This window comes from Hymenobacter sp. DG25A (genome assembly GCF_001280305.1).
Classification (GTDB): domain Bacteria; phylum Bacteroidota; class Bacteroidia; order Cytophagales; family Hymenobacteraceae; genus Hymenobacter.
This window is the reverse complement of sequence record NZ_CP012623.1, coordinates 2,865,449-2,884,484: the sequence shown is the minus strand read 5'-3', so window position 1 is coordinate 2,884,484 and position 19,036 is coordinate 2,865,449. Positions and strand designations below refer to the sequence as shown.

Here is a 19,036-nt window from a genome sequence, read left to right as displayed (position 1 = left end):
CCTTTTTAATTATAATGGGTGGAAAGCCGGAAAACCTTGCGGCAGGAGGGTAAACTTTTTTTGCCCGAACTAGTATGCAAGCATAACATATTTATGTATGTTTACCGGACTTCACCCCGCTCATGACACCGGAAGAAACCGTCGATTATAACATCAAAGTAGCCTGGCATGCCATTTCGCGCATGTACAATACGCAGGCCGCCAAGCACGACATCACCACCAGCATTGGCTTTGTACTCCTGAACATTGATCAGGAAAACGGCACGCCGGCTACCAAAATTGCGCCCCTGCTGGGCCTGGAAACGCGCAGCCTCACGCGCATTCTGCGCAGCATGGAAGAGAAGGGCCTGATCTACAAACAGGCCGACCAGCTGGATAAACGCTCCGTGCGCATTTTCCTGACCGAAGAAGGCCTGCAGAAAAAGGAAATTTCCCGCCAGACGGTGCGCCACTTCAACCTGAAGGTGCGCGAGAAAATCCCGCAAAGCCAGCTGGATACCTTCTTCACGGTCATTTCTCAGATTACGGCCATGATTGAGGGCAAAACCCTTTTCGAGGACTTTACCCTGAAACCCCTGCGCTCGGAGTCTAAGTCGGCTTAGCCGGTCCGGACCCGGAGCGTATCCTGTTTATAACGCATTCCTGCCACCCGCTTCATCTCCTCATGAATCGAACCATTAAAAAAGTAGCTGTTTTAGGCTCGGGCGTCATGGGCTCCCGCATTGCCTGCCACTTCGCCAACATTGGCGTGCAGGTGTTGCTGCTCGACATTGCTCCCAAAGAGCTGACGCCCGACGAAGAGAAAAAAGGTCTGAAGCTGGACGCGGCGGCCGTCAAGAACCGCATCGTCAACAGCTCCCTGCAGGCGGCCATTGCCAGCAACCCTTCGCCGCTGTACCGCAAGGCCGATGCTTCGCGCATCAAAACCGGCAACTTCGACGATAACCTCAAGGATATTGCCCAGTATGACTGGACAATTGAGGTGGTAGTAGAGCGTCTCGACATCAAAAAGAGCCTGTTTGAGCGCGTGGAGCAGTTCCGCAAGCCCGGCACGCTCATCACCTCCAACACCAGCGGCATCCCGATTCATCTGATGACGGAAGGCCGCTCCGAGGACTTTAAAAAGCACTTCTGCGGCACGCACTTTTTTAACCCGCCGCGCTACCTGAAACTGCTGGAAATTATCCCCACCCCGGACACCGATCCGGCTATTGTGGACTTCCTGCTGCACTACGGCGACCTGTACCTGGGTAAAACCACCGTGCTGGCCAAAGACACGCCGGCTTTCATTGCCAACCGTGTGGGCGTTTTCGCCATTATGGACGTGCTGCAGGTGATGCAGGAGCTGGGCCTCACGGTAGAAGAAGTAGACAAGCTCACCGGCCCGGTTATCGGCCACGCCAAATCAGCCACGTTCCGCACCTCCGATGTAGTAGGTCTGGATACGCTGATGAACGTAGCCAACGGCCTGGCGCAGGGCCTGCCCAACGACGAAGCCAAAGCCGTGTTCCAACTGCCCGACTTCCTCAAGAAGATGGGCGAAAACAAGTGGCTGGGCGACAAAACCAAGCAGGGCTTCTACAAGAAAGTAACCGGAGCCAATGGCAAGTCAGAAATTCTGGCCCTGGACCTGAACACGCTGGAGTATAAGCCCAGCCAGAAGGTGAAGTTTGCCACCTTAGAAGCCACCAAGCCGATTGAAAAGCTGGCGGACCGCTTCAAGGTGCTGGCCGCGGGCAAAGACAAAGCCGGTGCGTTCTACCGCAAGATGTTCGCGGGCCTGTTTGCCTACGTGACCAACCGCATTCCGGAAATCACCGACTCGCTCTACAAGATTGACGATGCCCTGCGCGCCGGCTTTGGCTGGGAGCTGGGTCCGTTTGAAACCTGGGACGCCCTAGGCGTAGAGAAAGGCCTGGAGCTGCTGCAGGCCGAAGGCAAAGAGGCCGCCGACTGGGTGCGCGAGATGCTGGACGCCGGCAATACTTCCTTCTACCAGGTAAATAAGCAGGGCGTAAAGCAGTATTACGACCTCGAATCGAAGAGCTACAAGGCCATTCCGGGTGTTGAAAACTTCGTGATTCTGGACAACCTGCGTGCCACGGGCAAAGTGCTCTGGAAAAACGCCGGTGCTTCAGTTATCGACCTGGGGGATGGTATCCTGAACGTGGAATTCCACTCCAAGATGAACACGCTGGGCTCTGATGTTATTCAGGGCTTGCTGAAAGGCGTGGAGCTGGCGGAGAAAGACTTCCGCGGTCTGGTGGTGGGCAACGATGCCCCCAACTTCTCGGCGGGCGCCAATCTGGGCCTCGTGTACATGTTTGCCCTGGAGCAGGAGTACGACGAGATAAACATGATGATTGCCCAGTTCCAGCAGGCCATGATGCGCATGCGCTACAGCAGCATTCCGGTGGTGGGCACGCCCCACGGCCTCACGCTGGGTGGCGGCTGCGAGCTGAACCTGCACTGCGACCGGGTAGTAGCTTCGGCTGAAACCTACATGGGCCTGGTAGAATTTGGTGTAGGCTTGATTCCGGCCGGTGGCGGCACTAAGGAAATGACCCTGCGCACCGCCGCCAAGTACGAGGAAGGCGAGCCGGAGTACAACATGCTCCGCAACACCTTCATGACCATCAGCACCGCCAAGGTGTCGACCTCGGCTGCCGAAGCTTTTGATCTGGGCTTTATGCGCCGCGGCGACGAAGTGGTAGTGAACTCCAACCGCGTCATTGCCCAGGCCAAGGCCGCAGCCATTGAGCTGGCCGATGATGGCTACACCCAGCCCACGCAGAAAACCAACATCAAGGTGCACGGCAAAGGTGCGCTGGGCATGTTCCTGACGGGCGTTTCGGCCATGAAGGAAGGCCGCTACATCTCCGACCACGACGTGAAGATTGCCAACAAGCTGGCCTACGTGATGTGCGGCGGCGACCTGTCGGCCCCCACGGAAGTATCGGAGCAGTACCTGCTGGATCTGGAGCGCGAAGCTTTCCTGAGCCTCACCGGCGAGCGGAAAACGCTGGAGCGGATTCAGAGCATCCTGACCACGGGTAAGCCGCTGCGGAACTAGCCGTTAAAAAAACGTTGTCATGCTGAGCGAAGCCGAAGCATCTCTACCGCTCTTCGTTGAATTACTACTCAACATCAGCACGCGAGATTCCTCGACTTCGCTCGGAATGACAGACGAATTTTAACCATCCACCTTCTCTAAGACTCCAATAACATGAATGCATATATCGTAGCTGGTTACCGTACGGCCGTAGGCAAAGCCAACCGTGGCGGTTTCCGCTTCACCCGCCCCGATGACCTGGCCGCCGACGTCATCAAGCACCTGGTAGCCTCCGTGCCTGCCCTCGACCCTACGCGCATCGACGACGTGATTGTGGGCAATGCCGTGCCGGAAGCCGAGCAGGGCCTGCAAATGGGCCGTCTGATTTCGCTGCTGGCCCTGCCCATGAACGTATCGGGCCTTATCGTGAACCGCTACTGCGGCTCCGGGGTAGAAACCATTGCCATGGCCGCCGGTAAAATTGCCGCCGGCATGGCCGACTGCATCGTGGCCGGTGGTACGGAAAGCATGAGCCTGGTGCCCACCGTAGGCTGGAAAACAGTGCCCAACTACAAGCTGGCCAAAGAGCACCCGGACTACTACCTCGGCATGGGTCTCACCGCCGAAGCCGTAGCCCAGGACTACAAGATTTCCCGCGAAGACCAGGACCAGTTCTCCTACAACTCCCACCAGAAGGCCATTAAAGCCATTCAGGCCGGCAAGTTCAAGGAGCAGATTGTGCCCATCAAGGTAGAAGAAACCTACCTGGACCCCGCCAGCGGCAAAAAGAAAACCCGCTCCTACGTGGTAGATACCGACGAAGGCCCCCGCGCCGATACCTCGGTAGAAGCCCTGGGCAAGCTTCGCCCCGTGTTTGCCGCCAACGGTACCGTAACGGCCGGCAACTCCTCCCAGACTTCCGATGGCGCTGCCTTTGTCATTGTGATGTCGGAGCGCATGGTGAAGGAGCTGAACCTGGAGCCCATTGCCCGCATGGTAACCTACGCCACCGAAGGCATTGACCCCCGCATCATGGGTATGGGCCCGATTAAAGCCATTCCGAAAGCACTGAAGCAGGCGGGTATGAAGCTGGAAGACATTGACTTGTTCGAGCTGAACGAGGCCTTCGCTTCCCAGAGTCTGGCCGTTATGCGCGAGCTGGGCATGGACCAGAGCAAAGTGAACGTAAATGGCGGCGCCATTGCGCTGGGTCACCCGCTGGGCTGCTCGGGTGCCAAGCTCAGCATTCAGCTGTTCCACGAGCTGCGGGCGCAAAACAAGAAATACGGCATGGTAACCGCCTGCGTAGGCGGCGGCCAGGGCGTAGCTGGCATTTATGAACTGCTGAAGTAGCTCTTGCTCGCCAGCAAAAAAGTATTATCATCCTGAGCTTGCGAAGGACCTTCTCACGAAAGAAAGTGTCGTTGTCACGATTATCGTTCAGCGGTGAGAAGGTCCTTCGCAAGCTCAGGATGACAGAAAAAAGTTAAGAACAACCCCGGCAGTTCGGGGTTTTTTTTCCGGAATATACTCGGCAAGCCTACTATTTTTTGTATATTTCGGTACGACAATTTGTTGAGCTACTGTGTTAATAAGTAGGTGACAGCCATTGGAATAATTTGCTTTCCCCTCGATAATTCCCAACCCCCTCAATACCTCACCCAGTCATGGAAGTAACCAACAAACTGACCAAGGGCGGCGAGTTCATCATCAAAGAAACCGACGCTCAGGAAGTATTTACCCCCGCCGAATTCTCGGAGGAGCAGCGCATGATGTACCAGACCTGTCTGGACTTTGTGCAGACCGAAGTAGACCCTTTGTTGGAGCGCCTCGATAACCACGAGGAAGGCTTGCTGGAAGGCCTCATGAAAAAGGCTGGCGAGCTGGGCCTGTTCGGCGTGAGCATTCCCGAGCAGTATGGCGGATACGACATGGACTTCAACACTGCCCTGCTGGTGACGGAAGGCGTAGGCGGCGGCCACTCGTTTCCGGTAGCCTTCGCGGCCCACACGGGTATCGGTATGCTGCCTATCCTGTACTTCGGTACCCAAGAGCAGAAAGACAAATACATTCCCAAGCTGACCAGCGGCGAGTGGCTGGGCGCTTACTGCCTCACCGAGCCCGGCTCGGGCTCCGATGCCCTGGGCGCGCGCAGCAAAGCCGTGCTGACGGAAGATGGTGAGAGCTACGTGCTCAACGGCCAGAAAATGTGGATTACCAACGCCGGTTTTGCGCACGTGTTCATCGTGTTTGCGCAGGTGGATGGGGACAAGTTCACGGGCTTCATTGTGGAGCGTGGCACCCCCGGCCTCAGCTTCGGCAACGAAGAGCACAAGATGGGCATCAAAGGCTCATCTACCCGCCAGGTGTTCCTCTCGGATGTGAAAATCCCGAAGGAAAACGTGCTGGGCGAGATTGGCAAAGGCCACCTCATTGCCTTCAACATCCTGAATATTGGCCGCATTAAGCTGGCCGCTGCCTGCCTGGGCGCTACCAAGCGCGTTGTAGCTACCAGCGTGAAGTATGCCAATGAGCGGATTCAGTTTAAGCTGCCTATCTCCAAGTTCGGCGCCATCAAGTATAAGCTGGCCCAGCAGGCTATCCGCACCTACGCCGTAGAATCGGCTATTTACCGGGCGGGCATGGACATCCACCGCATGGAGCAGGAGCTGCTGAGCCAGGGCCAGAGCCACAACGAAGCTTTGCTGGGCGCCGCCCGCGAGTTTGCTGTGGAGTGCGCTATCCTGAAAGTAGAAGGCTCAGAAGTGCTGGACTACGTGGTGGATGAAGGCGTACAGATTTATGGCGGTTACGGCTTCTCAGCCGACTACCCCATGGACCGCGCTTACCGTGACTCCCGCATCAACCGCATCTTTGAAGGCACTAACGAAATCAACCGGATGCTGGCCGTAGACATGATCCTGAAAAAGGCCATGAAAGGCGAGCTGGATCTGATGGGCCCCGCCCAAGCGGTGCAGCAGGAGCTGATGGCTATTCCGGACTTCAATACCGAAGAAGAAACCGGCCTGTTTGCTGCCGAGAAAAAGACCCTTCAGAAGCTGAAGAAGGCTATTCTGATGGTAGCTGGCACGGCGGTGCAGAAGTATATGAACTCCCTAGCCAAAGAGCAGGAGGTACTGATGAACATTGCCGACATGGCCATTAAAGTCTACACCGCCGAAAGCACTTTGCTGCGCGTGGAGAAGGAGGCTGGCACCAAGGGCGAAGAAGCCGTGGCCAATCAGATAGACATTGCCCGCGTGTACCTCTACGACACCGTGGACCTGGTGAACAAGGCCGGCAAAGATGCCATTGCCTCCATGACGGAAGGCGACGAGCAGCGCCTGCTGGCCATGGGCCTGAAGCGCTTCACCAAAGCCGATTTGTTTAACGCCAAGGAAGCCCGTCGTCGCATTGCTGATGCCATGATTCAGGCCAACGACTACGTGTACTAGGGGTAGTACACGTTAGGAAAACTCAAGTAAAAAGGCTGCTTCCAATCCGGAAGCAGCCTTTTGGTTTTAGGTACAACGCGGAGCTTACGGATGACGTTTGCAGGTGACACCCACCTTCAATTCCCGCCGAGCTATGACTAATGAACAGGTAAAGGGCAAAGACTTTTACGACAGCGTGCTGCAGTTTTATGATCATGCCGCGAGCTTCTCGAAGCTGGACCCCGGCATTATTGCGCAGATCAGGGCCTGCAACAGCATCTACAAGGTGAATTTTCCGGTGGAGGTGGATGGACACGTGCAGGTGTTTGAAGGAATTCGGGTGCAGCACAGCCACCACAAGCTGCCCAGCAAGGGCGGTATTCGCTACAGCGTGTATGTTGATGAAGAGGAGGTAATGGCCCTGGCCACCCTCATGACTTTTAAGTGCGCTTTGGTAGACGTACCGTTTGGCGGAGCCAAGGGCGGGGTAAAAATCAACCCGCGCACCAGCTCTGTGCAGACACTGGAGCGCGTGACGCGCCGCTACGCCAGTGAGCTGATCAAGAAAAACCTGATTGGTCCCGGCATGGATGTGCCCGCCCCGGACTACGGCACCGGCAGCCGCGAAATGGCCTGGATTGCCGATACCTACATGGCCTTTAAGTATGGCGACACCAACGCCCTGGGCTGCGTTACGGGCAAGCCGGTAGGGCAGGGCGGCATCCGCGGGCGCACGGAGGCCACCGGCCTGGGCGTGTTCTACGGTCTGCGCGAATTGCTGCAGGATGAGCCGATGCTGCAGAAAATGGGCCTGACCAGTGGTATTGCCGGCAAGCGCATTATTGTGCAGGGGCTGGGCAACGTGGGCTATTATGCTGCGCACTTCTGCCAGGAAGCGGGCGCCCTGATTACGGGCATTGCCGAGCGGGAGGGCGCTATTTTCAATGCCAAAGGGCTGGATGTGGCCGCAGTGTTTAAGCACCGGCAGGAAACCGGCTCTATTCTGGGGTTCCCCGGAGCCCAGGATATTCCCCAGTCTCTGGAGCTGCTGGAATACGAGTGCGACGTGCTGCTGCCTGCGGCCCTGGAAAATCAGATCCACGAGGGCAATGCTGCCCGCATCAAAGCCAAAGTCATTGCCGAAGGCGCCAACGGCCCCACTACCAAAGACGCGGAGAAAATTCTGCTGGAACGCGGCATCGTAATTCTGCCCGACCTTTACCTCAATGCGGGCGGCGTGACGGTATCCTACTTCGAGTGGCTGAAAAACCTTTCCAACGTACGCTTTGGCCGCATGGGTAAGCGGGCGGAAGAAGCCGCCATGAAGCGCCTAGTAGATACCATAGAGCGCACCACCGGCAAAACGATTACCCCCGAGGAGCGGCAGCTTATCGTGCACGGCGCCGACGAAATTGACCTGGTCCGTTCCGGGCTGGAAGACACCATGATTACTGCCTACCATGCTATCCGGCAGGTAATGAAGGACGTGGAAGGCATCACCGACCTGCGCACGGCCGCTTTCTACAATGCCATTGAGAAAATAGGCGTGAGCTATCAGGCGCTGGGTATTTTCCCATAAGCTTAAGTACCTAAGTACTGTAAACCAGAAGGGCCAACCGATGTACATCGGTTGGCCCTTCTGGTTTTAGGAGAGGCTTTCGGCTACTTCACCACAATCTTGTTCAGCATTAAAGCTGCTGACTTCTTGTTGGGGCGGCTCACGCCGATGATGGTTTTGGCATCCAGCCAGGTAGTGAAGTCTTTCACGTAGGCCAGGTTCTGGTCGGCGGCTACGTTCAGGCCCAGCTTTTTGGGCTCTGATACCACACCGGTACGGGCATTTACCCGGCGCAGGTACAGGTCTGACTTGCCTTTGATTTTTTCCTGGGTTACAATCTGCAGCTCGTTGCCGAAGGTGGCCATGCGGTAGCCAATACCGGCAAAGCCCTCGGCGGGCGAGGCCACCTGGTCTTTGGCAATGATGGTGTTCCAGGTGGGTGTCTGAAACTGGTTGTAGCCGAACAGGTGCAGCTCGCGGGCGTGTACCGGCGAGTTGTCGCCGCCTTCTTCATACTTCTTCTCGGCTATTACCACCAGCGAGCTGTCGGGCGTCATCACCACATCGGAAAGGTACACGTCTTCCAGGCGCTTGGCATTGCCCTGAGTGGCTTTGTTCACCAGGGTCAGGTACTCGGGCTTAAAGCGGAATTCGGGGGCAAACTTCAGCTCGCCGCCGGCGGTGGGGTCAAATTTCAGAAGCTTGAGGCTGTAATACTGGCCGGTTTCGCGCTCCGTGCAGATGGCCGCCCCCAGAATAACGCCGTTGGGATGCATTGTGAATTTGGTGTCGAACACATTCACCACTTTGCCGCCAAACGTACCGCCTACCACTACCGACATGACCTTCACATCGGGGTTATCGTTGCGGTACTGGCGCACGGCTATCTTTTTCATGCCGTCTGTCACCAGTGCCACGTACTGGGTGCCGTCGTTGGCCACGTACACGGTAGGGGAGAAGAAGTCGCCCAGATCGTGGAAATCGTAGACGCGGCTTTTTAGCTTGGTCAGCTTCTGATCGAAGATGTTAGCGCTCAGGGCCCGGATCTGGACGTCGCGGGTGAGGTAGCGGAAGGCTACGATGTGCGTGCCGTCGGGCGAAATAGCCACGCCGGGGCGCCGGTCACGCGGAGGCGCATCCATCAGTTTTTTCGCGGCGGCTTTCTGGCCGTTGCTCAGGTCTACGGCTATTACCGAGAGGTTCTGGGCGCCGGCATCTTTGTGGTGCACCACCACTAGGGCCTGGTCCTTGTTGCGGGAAAAGGCCTCAATGGTTTCGCCGGCGGCTACGGGAATAATGGCCTGCCAGGCCCGCTTCAGTTCCGTGTTATAGCGCTCTACGGTGTATTCCGTGGCCGATTTGTGGCCGAGTACGATGAAATCAGTGGAGCCGGACAGCGCCAAGGTCTTGTGGGGCACGCGCTGGTTGTAGCGGTCATCCGACTGCTCGGGGACGTAGCTGAAAGCAGTTTTTGCCTTTTGGGCGGTAGCCGGAGCAGCGGCAACGGTCCAGGCCAGAGCAAGGCTGCTTATCCAAAAAAGAAAGTTAAGATGCACGGCAAAAGACAGTTAACAAGAAAAAATGAAAAAAAACTGAAAAAGTCTTCTTCAAAGGTATCAACTCTGCCCTCAGTTCCGTACATGGCCAACAATGCCGCGAATGGCCGCCACCGCTTTTTGAAATCTTCACGAAACCTTAACCGCGCTTTTGCCTTCGTTCTTCTGCTTCACCGTTCCTTTGTCTGTGCCTCCACAGTAAAAAGTATGGATTGACTTATAAATAGGATATATTGTCCTCTAAGATGTTCCTGCGTTTTGCGTCTGCATCTACCAGCCAATCATCGTACTTTTGCCCCTGATTCTTTGATTTACCTCGATCTGACTACCGCTCTGGCTTAATTCTTGCCCCTATCAGCCAGCGCTTATTTGATGCCCACATTCATATGAAATTTTTACTCAAAGCTTTTTTATTATTCACGCTGATTGTAGTTGGTAAGCTTGCCAAACAACCATTGCCGTACGTAAATCTGGTTGCTCAGAAGCCCCAGCCAGCGCTTGCTCCTTCTGCCAACAGCCATTCCTTCTTTGTGCAGCAGGTGAACCACAAATCAGGCGACTTTCATCAGGCCCCCGGTACACCGCCTTCCTCAGGTGGTGATGAAATCTTCACTATTGAGTAAAACGAAAAGCGGAAGTGATTCCGCTTTTTTTATGCCCGCTGCCGCCGGATTTAGCTAATCCGGCTCCAGTTTACGGCCGTGGCCGGCAACGAATCAATATGCTGCCGGATGTTGCGGTTTAGCTCGTGGTTTAGCTCCGGGTCTTCGTTCAGGAGGCCCTGGGCGGCAGCCCGACTTTCGGTTAGAATACGGCCGTCCTTGGCCAGATCGGCAATGAGCAGGTCCAGCACGCCGCTTTGCTGAGTGCCCATCAGGTCGCCGGGGCCGCGCAATTTCAGATCGATATCGGCAATTTCGAAGCCGTTGTTGGTACGCACCATGGTTTCAATGCGGGTGCGCGAGTCTTTGCTGAGCTTGTAGCCGCTCATCAGAATACAATAGCTCTGGTCGGCGCCCCGGCCCACGCGGCCACGCAGCTGGTGCAGCTGGGAAAGGCCAAACCGCTCGGTGCTTTCAATCACCATTACGGAGGCATTGGGCACGTTCACACCCACCTCAATTACGGTGGTGGCCACCATAATTTGGGTTTTGCGCTCAATAAAGCGCTGCATCTCGGCGTCTTTCTCGCCGGCCGTCATGCGGCCGTGCACAATGCTGATCTGAAAGTCCGGGAAGGCGCGGGCCACGCTTTCGTAGCCGTCCATGAGGTCTTTGTAGTCGGCCATGGCCTCGCTCTCCTCAATCAGCGGGTATACGATGTACACCTGCCGGCCCAGCGCAACCTGGTCGCGTAGAAACTGGAATACCTTCAGGCGGTTGGAGTCGAAACGGTGTACCGTAACAATGGGCTTGCGGCCGGCCGGCAGCTCATCAATCACAGACACATCCAGGTCACCGTAGAGCGTCATGGCCAGCGTGCGCGGAATGGGTGTGGCCGTCATTACCAGCACGTGGGGGATGACGTGAGGGTTTTTCTGCCAGAGCTTGGAGCGCTGCGCCACCCCAAAGCGGTGCTGCTCATCCATAATGGTGAGGCCCAGGTTGCGGAACTGCACCACATCTTCCAGCAGGGCGTGGGTGCCCACCAGCATGTGCATCTCGCCGGAGCGCAGCTGCTCGTGCAGCACGCGCCGCTCGGCGGTGCGGGTACTGCCCGTCAGCTTCCCTATTTTCAGCCCCAATAGGTCGGCATACTGCTTCAGACCCACATAGTGCTGGTCGGCCAGGATTTCGGTGGGGGCCATCAGGCAGCTTTGTGCGCCGTTGTCGGCGGCCATGAGCATGCTGATGAAGGCCACAATGGTTTTGCCCGAGCCCACGTCGCCCTGCAGCAGGCGGTTCATCTGCTTGCCGGCGCAGAAGTCCTTGTAGATGTCGTGAATCACCCGCTTCTGCGCTCCGGTGAGGTCGAAGGGCATGATGTTTTTGTAGAAGTGCACCAGCGTGGGCACTTCCTTAAAAATCTGGCCGGCCAGCTCAATCTTGCGCTGCGTTTTCTGGCGCAGCAGCTTGAGCTGCACATAAAACAGCTCCTCAAACTTGAGGCGGAAGCGGGCCGCCTGTAGCAGCTCGGGCGACTGGGGGAAGTGAATCTGCTGCAGGGCCGTGGCCTTATCCATCAGCGCGTAGTGCTGAATCAGGGCCGGCGACAGGGTTTCCTGCACTTGGGGCAGGGCAATCTTCAGCAGGTCGGCTACCATGCGGGCAATGGCCTTGCTGTCGATGCGGTGGTAGTTCTTGAGCTTTTCGGTGGTGTTGTAAACCGGCTGCAGGAAGCTCTGGCCGGGTTTGGCCTCAGTTACTTCTTCCAGCTCGGGGTGCGCCATCTGGGGCCGGCCGTTGAAAATGGTAGGCTTGCCAAAGACAATGTACTCCTGGTGATTCCGGATGATTTTCTCCAGATAGTTCACGCCCTTAAACCAAACTAGCTCCAGCTCGCCGCTGGCATCGGCTACTTTGGCCACCATGCGCTTTTTAGGGCCCTCTCCCAGCACTTCGCGGTTGCGGAGCACGCCTTTCACCTGCACGTAGGGAAGGTCGTCGTGCAGGTCACAAATGTTGTAGAACTGGGTGCGGTCGAGGTAGCGGAACGGGTAGCGCTGAATCAGGTCGCCGTACGTGAAAATGCCCAGCTCCTTTTGCAGCAGCTGGGCGCGTTGCAGGCCCACACCCCGCAGATACTCAATTTTGGTTTGAAAGAAGTTACTCATTTAAGAGCGGTTGGCCAGGGGCGGAAAGCGGATAGCCGTCAAAACTATTCTGTAATCTATTAAGGGAGAGTGAGCAACCATAAGCTGGCCGCCCACTGGTGCGCTACCGATATTTCAGGGTGTTGAGCAGATGCAGGATATCCGTCTTCACATACTCAATAACGGGCGCCAGGGAATCGTTGGCGGTAGCCGTGCGGAAGTACAGTGCCCCCCGGAAGAAATGCCTGGTACTATCGGTAGTGTAAAACTGCAGCTGGCTCGGTACCTCGCCCTGCAGCTCAAACACTGATACGCGCATGCCGCTGGGGGTTTTCAGCAGGCTTTCATCAATGGCCGTGGCTTTAATTTCGTGCTTGCCGGTGAGCTTGCGCGCATCCTCCATCATCTTGTTATAGAGCTTGGGGTTCTGGCGCACATCGGTGTAGGTAATCTGCACGTTGGCCTTCAGCGAGGGGTAGTACACGTTTATCCAGTGCGGCTGGGCCAGGTAAGATGAGTCGCGCAGCACTTTGGCAAAGCGGGAGTACTCAAATGTGTACGGGTGCCCGGGCGCCAGCTGCTGGTAGCGGTGCGGCGGCAGATCAATGCGGTTAAACCCCTTGGGCTTGGGCGTAAAATCGGGGGCAGAAGAGCAGCCGGCCGCAAATAGCAGAAAGCCTAAAGCAGCACCCAGGCTGCGAAGAAAGGAAGAAGCAGGCATTTGAAACAATGCGGAGTTTACTCAAAGGTAGCCACTAACGGGCACTGTGCCGCACAACGCAAAAAAGCCCCGGCAAAGTGCCGAGGCTACTTAACAGCCGCAGAGCGGCTGTACTGATTAGAAAGGGAGCTGGTCGAGTTCGGGCTCCTGGCGAAACGTGGTAGGCGCCGCCGCAGATTGCTCTGCGGCGGGCGTATCATCGTTGTGCGGGCGGCCACCCAGCATAGAAATTTCATCGGCTACAATCTCCGTGATGTAGCGCGTCTGATTATCCTTATCCTGGAACTGGCGGGTGCGCAGCTTGCCTTCTACGTACACCTGCTGGCCCTTTTTGAGGTACTTCTCAGCCATTTCGGCCAGGCCGCGCCAGGCGGTGATGTTATGCCACTCGGTGCGCTCTACTCGGTTGCCTTGCTTGTCTTTGTAATAATCGTTGGTGGCCAGCGTGAAGTGAGCTACATTGGTGCCGCCTTCCAAATGACGTACTTCTGGGTCTTTGCCCAGGTTACCAACCAGAATTACTTTGTTAATGCCTGCCATGGTCTGACAATGAAAATGTTAAGTATGAAATAGGGGTGTTTTATAATAGGTTAAAGATACGCCTATTTATTCAATATTCCAATAAAGTTAGCTGATATTTTATTTACCAATATAATTAGTAATTAATAGCGGTTTGGGTAGCTGTTCAACTTCTTCGGCAGAGAAAGCCGCTAAGCCCGACGCTGAAAGTGAAGCGGATGATAATGGCTCCTGCAGCCACAGGGAGTGAAACCGGGCCTCCAGCTTTTGATGGCTTAGGACCTGCCGAAAAGCGGGTGTTGGCTCTTCTACCCGGTCAGTAGCCAGTTTGCCGCCCAAAGCTTCTACCTGATCAAGAATCAGGTGTGCTGCCAGTTCCGGCAATTCCGTTTCCGTTAAAGCAAAATCGTAGAGCCCCTGCCAGATATCTTTCCCCGTGCGCTTCCGCATATAAATTCTATCGGCGTGGCGGAGCACCAGGTAATGGAAATAGCGGGTGCGGGCCGCTTTGGCTTTACTCTTCACCGGCAACTCCGCTACCAGCCCATGCTGAAAGGCGTAGCACTCGCTCTGCAAAGGACAAAACAGGCAATCCGGCTTCAGCGGGGTGCACTGAATGGCACCAAACTCCATAATGGCCTGGTTGAACTCAGCGGGCGCATCGGCCGGAATCAGCGTATCAGCCAGCTGCTGGAAAACCTTGCGGCTGGCCGGCACGGCAATGTCAGCCGAAATGCCAAACACTCGGGCCAGCACCCGGAATACGTTGCCATCCAGCACCGCTACTTTTTCATCGTAAGCAAAAGAGGCAATGGCGGCCGCGGTGTACTGGCCCACGCCGCGCAGTTGCAGCAAGCCGGCGTACGTACCAGGAAACTGCCCCTCAAATTCCCGTACTACCTGCTGAGCAGTATGGTGCATGTTGCGGGCCCGGGAATAATAGCCCAGGCCCTGCCAGTGGCGCAGTACCTCATCCTCGGGAGCGGCGGCCAGATCATGCACTGTGGGATAAGTGGTGATAAAATCGAGGTAGTAGGGGAGGCCCTGCTTGACCCGGGTTTGCTGCAGAATTACTTCCGAAAGCCAGATGGCATAAGGGTCGCGGGTGTGCCGCCAGGGCAGGTCCCGGCGGTGGCGCGGATACCAGGCCAGCAGGGCGCGGGAGAAGAACGGATGGGCGGCAGAAGAGGAAGAAGGCGTCAAAATGGTGAAGAAGAAAGGCTTGTCAGATGAAGAGCATCCAACATGGATTCAGGAGAAAGTATTGTAAAACAAAAAAAGGAAACTACCTTTGTGGCCCCAATTCGTAGGCGAACCGCCTATTGGGCAAAGGCTTACGTATAGAATCGGGGAGTTTTGCCCGTATATTTTTTCACTCCATAGTACACTTACCAGCGTGACTAAAGCAGAAGTAATCGCCGAAATTGCCGAGAAGACTGGCATTGAGAAAGCAGACGTTTCGGCTACCGTAGAAGCCTTCTTCAAAGTAGTGAAGGATTCCATGGCCGATGGCAACAACATCTACGTGCGTGGCTTCGGAAGCTTCGTCAACAAAAAACGGGCGAAAAAAGTAGCCCGCAACATCTCGAAAAACACGTCGATTATCATCGACGAACACTTCATCCCGAGCTTCAAGCCGTCGAAAACCTTCATCGGCAAGATCAAAAACAGCAAGAAGATCAAGGAGCTGGCTCAGGCATAAGTTCGTTTCTTTGTAACATTGCCGCAGCGCCGCCAGGTTTTCGTGTAAAGCCCGGCGGCCTGCTTTTTTCTTCGCATGGCTCGTACTTCCTCTTCGCATCAACTGATTCTGGTCCTCGTCGCTCTGGTGATAGTGGGGGCCTTGTTTATGTTGCCGAAGGGAATTGTGAAGCCCAAAGAAGGCAAAGGCGAGCTAACGCAAACCGCAGCTCGCACAGCTAACCGCGACAATGGTGCCGCAGCCCCCTCTACAGCTTCTGTAGAAGGGGCTGCGCCCGTTACGGCCGGTGCTACGCCTGAGCAGCCCCATATGGCCGCTACTCCAGCGCAGCAGAAAGAGCTGGCGCAGCTGCGGGCTAAATACACCGCTGCCGATGCCGCGGCTAAAACTCGCATAGCCGGTGAACTGGCCAAGCAGTACGCCGCCGTCAATAAGTTTGACAGCGCGGGGTACTACTATGAGCAGGTGGCCGCAGCCCGCCCCGGCGAGCAAGCCTGGAAGCGGGCCGCTGATCAGTACTTCGAAGCTTTTAGCTTCGCGGCTACCGAGGAACGGGCTAAGCAGCTGAGCGCCAAGGCCCGGGAACTGTATGAGCGGGTGCTCAAGAACAACCCCGATAACCTGGACGCTAAAACTAATCTGGGGATGACGTACATGGCCAGCGAAAACCCCGTACAGGGTGTTGTGCTGCTGCGCGAGGTACTGGCCACCGACCCCCGCAACGAAAAGGCGCTCTATAATCTGGGCGTGCTATCCTTGCAAAGCAACCAGGCAGAAAAGGCCGTGGAGCGTTTCCGGGAGCTGGTGAAATACCACCCCGATAACACCAGCGGCCAGTTTTATCTGGGCGTTTCCCTGGCGCAAACCGGCAAGCGTGCCGAGGCCCGTCAGGTATTCAACGAAGTCAAGAAAAACAGTACCGATCCGGCTCTGTCGGCATCGGTTGATCAGGAATTGCAGAAGCTGCAATAATCATTTTTTAACCTTAACCACTTTCACCCATGCCCTGCGGTAAAAAAAGAAAGCGTCATAAGATTGCTACCCACAAACGCAAGAAGCGTCTGCGCAAGAACCGTCACAAGAAGAAGTAAGCCTTTCGGGGTTTGCTGGCGGGCGTAACGCACTGCGTTTAAGCGTCCGTCTATCTCTCATGTAATATCCCCGAGAGTGGCTAACTGTGCGCTTTCCCCGTGGCTCGAAAGGGAAGCTGGTGCTCTGTGCACTGGCTTCCCTTTGCGGGTTTCTGGTCAGGCCAGCGGGCTGCTCACTCGGAGATATACCTTAAACAGCCTAATCCATTGAGTAACGAATTAATCATTAATTCTACTCAGGACGGAGAACGGATTGCTCTGCTCCAGGACAAGCGGCTCATCGAATATCATTTCGACCGCAACGACACCAACTATTCCGTTGGTGACATCTTCCTGGGTACGGTCAAGAAAGTTATGCCCGGTCTGAACGCCGCGTTCATTGATATCGGGTATCAAAAGGATGCTTTTCTACACTACGGCGACCTAGGGGAAAATTTCCCCTCGCTGACCAAGTGGGTGAAAGGCGTCCAGTCGCAGAAAATTACCGTCGGCCCCCTGAAAACCTTCCAGTTTGATGGGCAGCTGGACAAAGTCGGCAAGATTGCTGACACCGTGAAAAAGGGCCAGCAAATGCTGGTTCAAATCGTCAAGGAGCCCATTTCCACCAAAGGCCCGCGCCTGTCCACGGATATTTCCATGGCCGGTCGCTACCTCGTGCTGGTGCCCTTTTCCAATACCATCAGTGTTTCCAAGAAAATTGTCAGCCGCACGGAGCGGGAGCGTCTCAAGCGTCTCATTGCCTCCATTAAGCCCGATAATTTTGGCGTAATCATCCGCACCGTGGCCGAAGGCCGCGAGGTGGCTGAGCTCGACAAGGATATGCAGAGCATGGTGGACAACTGGAACCAGCTTTACCAGACCCTGCGCACGGCCAAGCCGAACGACAAGGTGCTGGGCGAGCTGGGCCGGACCAGCTCCATGCTGCGCGATATGCTCAACGAGTCGTTCGATGCCATTACCGTGGACTCGGCACCGATGTACGAGGAGATGCGTAGCTACCTCCAGAAAATTGCGCCCGATAAGTTAGGGCTGCTCAAGCTCCACAACGCCAAAGTGAAGGTGTTTGAGCAGCACGGCATTGAAAAGCAGCTGAAGTCGCTGTTTGGCAAAACCGTGACGGTGCCGGGCGGTGGTTACCTCGTTATTGAGCACACCGAAGCCCTGCACGTTATCGACGTGAACTCGGGCAACAAGAGCAACCAGGAAGGCGACCAGGAGGCTACGGCTCTCATGATCAATATGCTGGCGGCCAAGGAAGTAGCCCGGCAGCTGCGCCTGCGTGATATGGGCGGCATTATTGTGGTCGATTTCATTGATATGAAGTCGGCAGATAGCCGCAAGAAGGTAGAAGACGCGGTGAAGGACATTATGAAGCACGATAAAGCGCGCTTCACTATTCTGCCCATCACCAAGTTTGGCCTGCTCCAGATTACGCGGCAGCGCGTACGCCCCGCCGAGAACATTGTAACCGGCGAGGTGTGCCCCACCTGTGGTGGCACGGGCAAGATTTCCGCTTCTATTCTGGTAACGGATGAAATCGACAACAGCATTGAAGACCTTCTGGTAACTCAAAACCAGGCGGGCATCACGCTGTATGTGCATCCGTTCCTGCATGCCTACTATACTAAAGGCCTGGTAAGCCGGCAGATGAAGTGGTACCTCAAATACTACAAGTGGGTGAAAATCATGAAGGACACGTCCCTGGGCCTGACGGAATACCGCATCGAAGACGAGCAAGGCGAAGACATTGCGCTGCACTCGGCCGCTGCGGCTATGAGCCGCCTGCAGGATCGTGAAATAGAAATTACAGACTAACGGTTTTTCTGCGAAAGCCCCGCCTGAACAAGAAGAAAAGCCCGCGCTGCTGGAAGCAACGCGGGCTTTTTTGTGCGGTGGAAAGCTGGTCTAAAACTTCAGGCCCAGATCCAGGGCAAACTCACTGTTCTTGAGTACCACATTGCTGAAGTTGCGCTCATCGCCATAATAGTTGTCGATGTTGGGCAGGCCGCGCTGGTAGTGCAGACCGGCGAATACCTTGGTGCTCTGGCCCATCTGATACTCGGTGCCAAAGCCTATCATCACACCCAGATCAGGCACCAGTAGGAATTTATTGGCTTTGAAAACGGCGTTGTTATTGCCCGGGTCCTTGTATTCTTTCTCGCCGTTGATGCGGGTGCCGATGTTGGCGCCTACCACGCCGCCCAGCTGGAAATAGAGCTTGGTATCGGTGGCAATATCGTTGGTGAAAAGCTTCATGGTGAGCGGTATCTGCAGATACTGGGCCGTGATTTTAGCCGTTTGCGAGGTGCCGGTACCCGGGTCGTTGTAGCGAATGGTGCCGCCTTTGCCGGCCAGTTCCAGCCCGGAGCTGAAGGCGTAGTTCTCACCGAAGAAGTAATCAACTACCAGGCCGCCGCCCAAACCGAGCTTCGATTTTTCTTTCTCGAAGCTATTGGCCGAGCCATCGGCCCGCAGATACGTAATGGAAGGGGACACCTTCAGGCCAATTTCAACCTGCGCCGAAGCGGCAGTAGCGGTGGCGGCCGTCAGGAAAAGGGCTAGGAACGTCTTTTTCATATAAAAGCAAGGAAAAACGGGGTCAGACAATAGCGTCAGTAGCGCGGCGTTTCGTTTTGGCTAATTTCGCCCTA

General features: G+C 55.8%; 15 protein-coding genes. 9 read left to right on the top strand and 6 right to left on the bottom strand.

Annotated features, from left to right (window positions below):
- The first annotated feature begins 122 nt into the window (after nt 1–122).
- From AM218_RS12340 to AM218_RS12320, 5 genes are all read left to right on the top strand, one after another.
- Entirely contained in the window at nt 123–602 is a 480-nt protein-coding gene (locus AM218_RS12340) for a MarR family winged helix-turn-helix transcriptional regulator (RefSeq protein WP_054414130.1), read from the top strand.
- A gap of 62 nt (nt 603–664) precedes the next feature.
- Complete coding sequence (locus AM218_RS12335; RefSeq protein WP_054414129.1) at nt 665–3,073, top strand: 3-hydroxyacyl-CoA dehydrogenase/enoyl-CoA hydratase family protein; 2,409 nt, start codon at nt 665–667, stop codon at nt 3,071–3,073.
- 153 nt (nt 3,074–3,226) lie between these two features.
- On the top strand, nt 3,227–4,405 hold the full coding sequence (locus tag AM218_RS12330) for an acetyl-CoA C-acyltransferase (RefSeq protein ID WP_054414128.1): 1,179 nt from the start codon (nt 3,227–3,229) through the stop codon (nt 4,403–4,405).
- A 314-nt stretch (nt 4,406–4,719) separates the two neighbouring features.
- Nucleotides 4,720–6,507 carry an acyl-CoA dehydrogenase FadE gene (locus AM218_RS12325; RefSeq protein WP_054414127.1) on the top strand — a complete coding sequence of 596 codons (1,788 nt, stop codon included), beginning with the start codon at nt 4,720–4,722 and terminating at the stop codon, nt 6,505–6,507.
- 133 nt (nt 6,508–6,640) lie between these two features.
- A complete protein-coding gene (locus AM218_RS12320) occupies nt 6,641–8,065 on the top strand; it encodes a Glu/Leu/Phe/Val family dehydrogenase (RefSeq protein WP_054414126.1) in 1,425 nt (474 codons plus the stop codon).
- A gap of 83 nt (nt 8,066–8,148) precedes the next feature.
- On the opposite strand, the gene AM218_RS12315 is transcribed toward AM218_RS12320, so the two are convergent.
- Entirely contained in the window at nt 8,149–9,600 is a 1,452-nt protein-coding gene (locus tag AM218_RS12315) for a hypothetical protein (protein ID WP_054414125.1), read from the bottom strand.
- 386 nt (nt 9,601–9,986) lie between these two features.
- Between AM218_RS12315 and AM218_RS12310 the strand changes: the two genes are divergently transcribed.
- Complete coding sequence (locus tag AM218_RS12310; protein WP_054414124.1) at nt 9,987–10,223, top strand: hypothetical protein; 237 nt, start codon at nt 9,987–9,989, stop codon at nt 10,221–10,223.
- A 50-nt stretch (nt 10,224–10,273) separates the two neighbouring features.
- Here AM218_RS12310 and recG read toward each other — a convergent pair whose 3' ends face one another.
- The 4 genes from recG to mutY form a co-directional block, all read right to left on the bottom strand.
- Nucleotides 10,274–12,373 (bottom strand): ATP-dependent DNA helicase RecG, encoded by a 2,100-nt coding sequence (recG, locus tag AM218_RS12305; RefSeq protein WP_054414123.1) that lies wholly within the window; start codon nt 12,371–12,373, stop codon nt 10,274–10,276.
- 103 nt (nt 12,374–12,476) lie between these two features.
- The gene (gldD, locus tag AM218_RS12300) at nt 12,477–13,073 is read right to left on the bottom strand and encodes a gliding motility lipoprotein GldD (RefSeq protein WP_054414122.1); all 597 of its coding nucleotides are present in this window, start codon (nt 13,071–13,073) and stop codon (nt 12,477–12,479) included.
- A 117-nt stretch (nt 13,074–13,190) separates the two neighbouring features.
- On the bottom strand, nt 13,191–13,613 hold the full coding sequence (locus tag AM218_RS12295) for a single-stranded DNA-binding protein (RefSeq protein ID WP_054414121.1): 423 nt from the start codon (nt 13,611–13,613) through the stop codon (nt 13,191–13,193).
- A 99-nt stretch (nt 13,614–13,712) separates the two neighbouring features.
- Nucleotides 13,713–14,795, bottom strand: coding sequence for an A/G-specific adenine glycosylase (gene mutY, locus AM218_RS12290; RefSeq protein WP_054414120.1), 1,083 nt, complete (start codon nt 14,793–14,795; stop codon nt 13,713–13,715).
- A 193-nt stretch (nt 14,796–14,988) separates the two neighbouring features.
- On the opposite strand from mutY, the gene AM218_RS12285 reads away from it, so the two are divergent.
- The 3 genes from AM218_RS12285 to AM218_RS12275 all read left to right on the top strand — a co-directional run bounded on the left by AM218_RS12285 (nt 14,989) and on the right by AM218_RS12275 (nt 18,200).
- Entirely contained in the window at nt 14,989–15,294 is a 306-nt protein-coding gene (locus AM218_RS12285; protein WP_044511619.1) for an HU family DNA-binding protein, read from the top strand.
- A 75-nt stretch (nt 15,295–15,369) separates the two neighbouring features.
- On the top strand, nt 15,370–16,266 hold the full coding sequence (locus AM218_RS12280; protein WP_054414119.1) for a tetratricopeptide repeat protein: 897 nt from the start codon (nt 15,370–15,372) through the stop codon (nt 16,264–16,266).
- Between the two features lie 326 nt (nt 16,267–16,592).
- Nucleotides 16,593–18,200, top strand: a complete 1,608-nt coding sequence (locus tag AM218_RS12275; protein WP_048825547.1) for an Rne/Rng family ribonuclease — start codon at nt 16,593–16,595, stop codon at nt 18,198–18,200.
- A gap of 90 nt (nt 18,201–18,290) precedes the next feature.
- On the opposite strand, the gene AM218_RS12270 is transcribed toward AM218_RS12275, so the two are convergent.
- Complete coding sequence (locus tag AM218_RS12270) at nt 18,291–18,962, bottom strand: porin family protein (RefSeq protein ID WP_044511624.1); 672 nt, start codon at nt 18,960–18,962, stop codon at nt 18,291–18,293.
- Between the last annotated feature and the right edge of the window lie 74 nt (nt 18,963–19,036).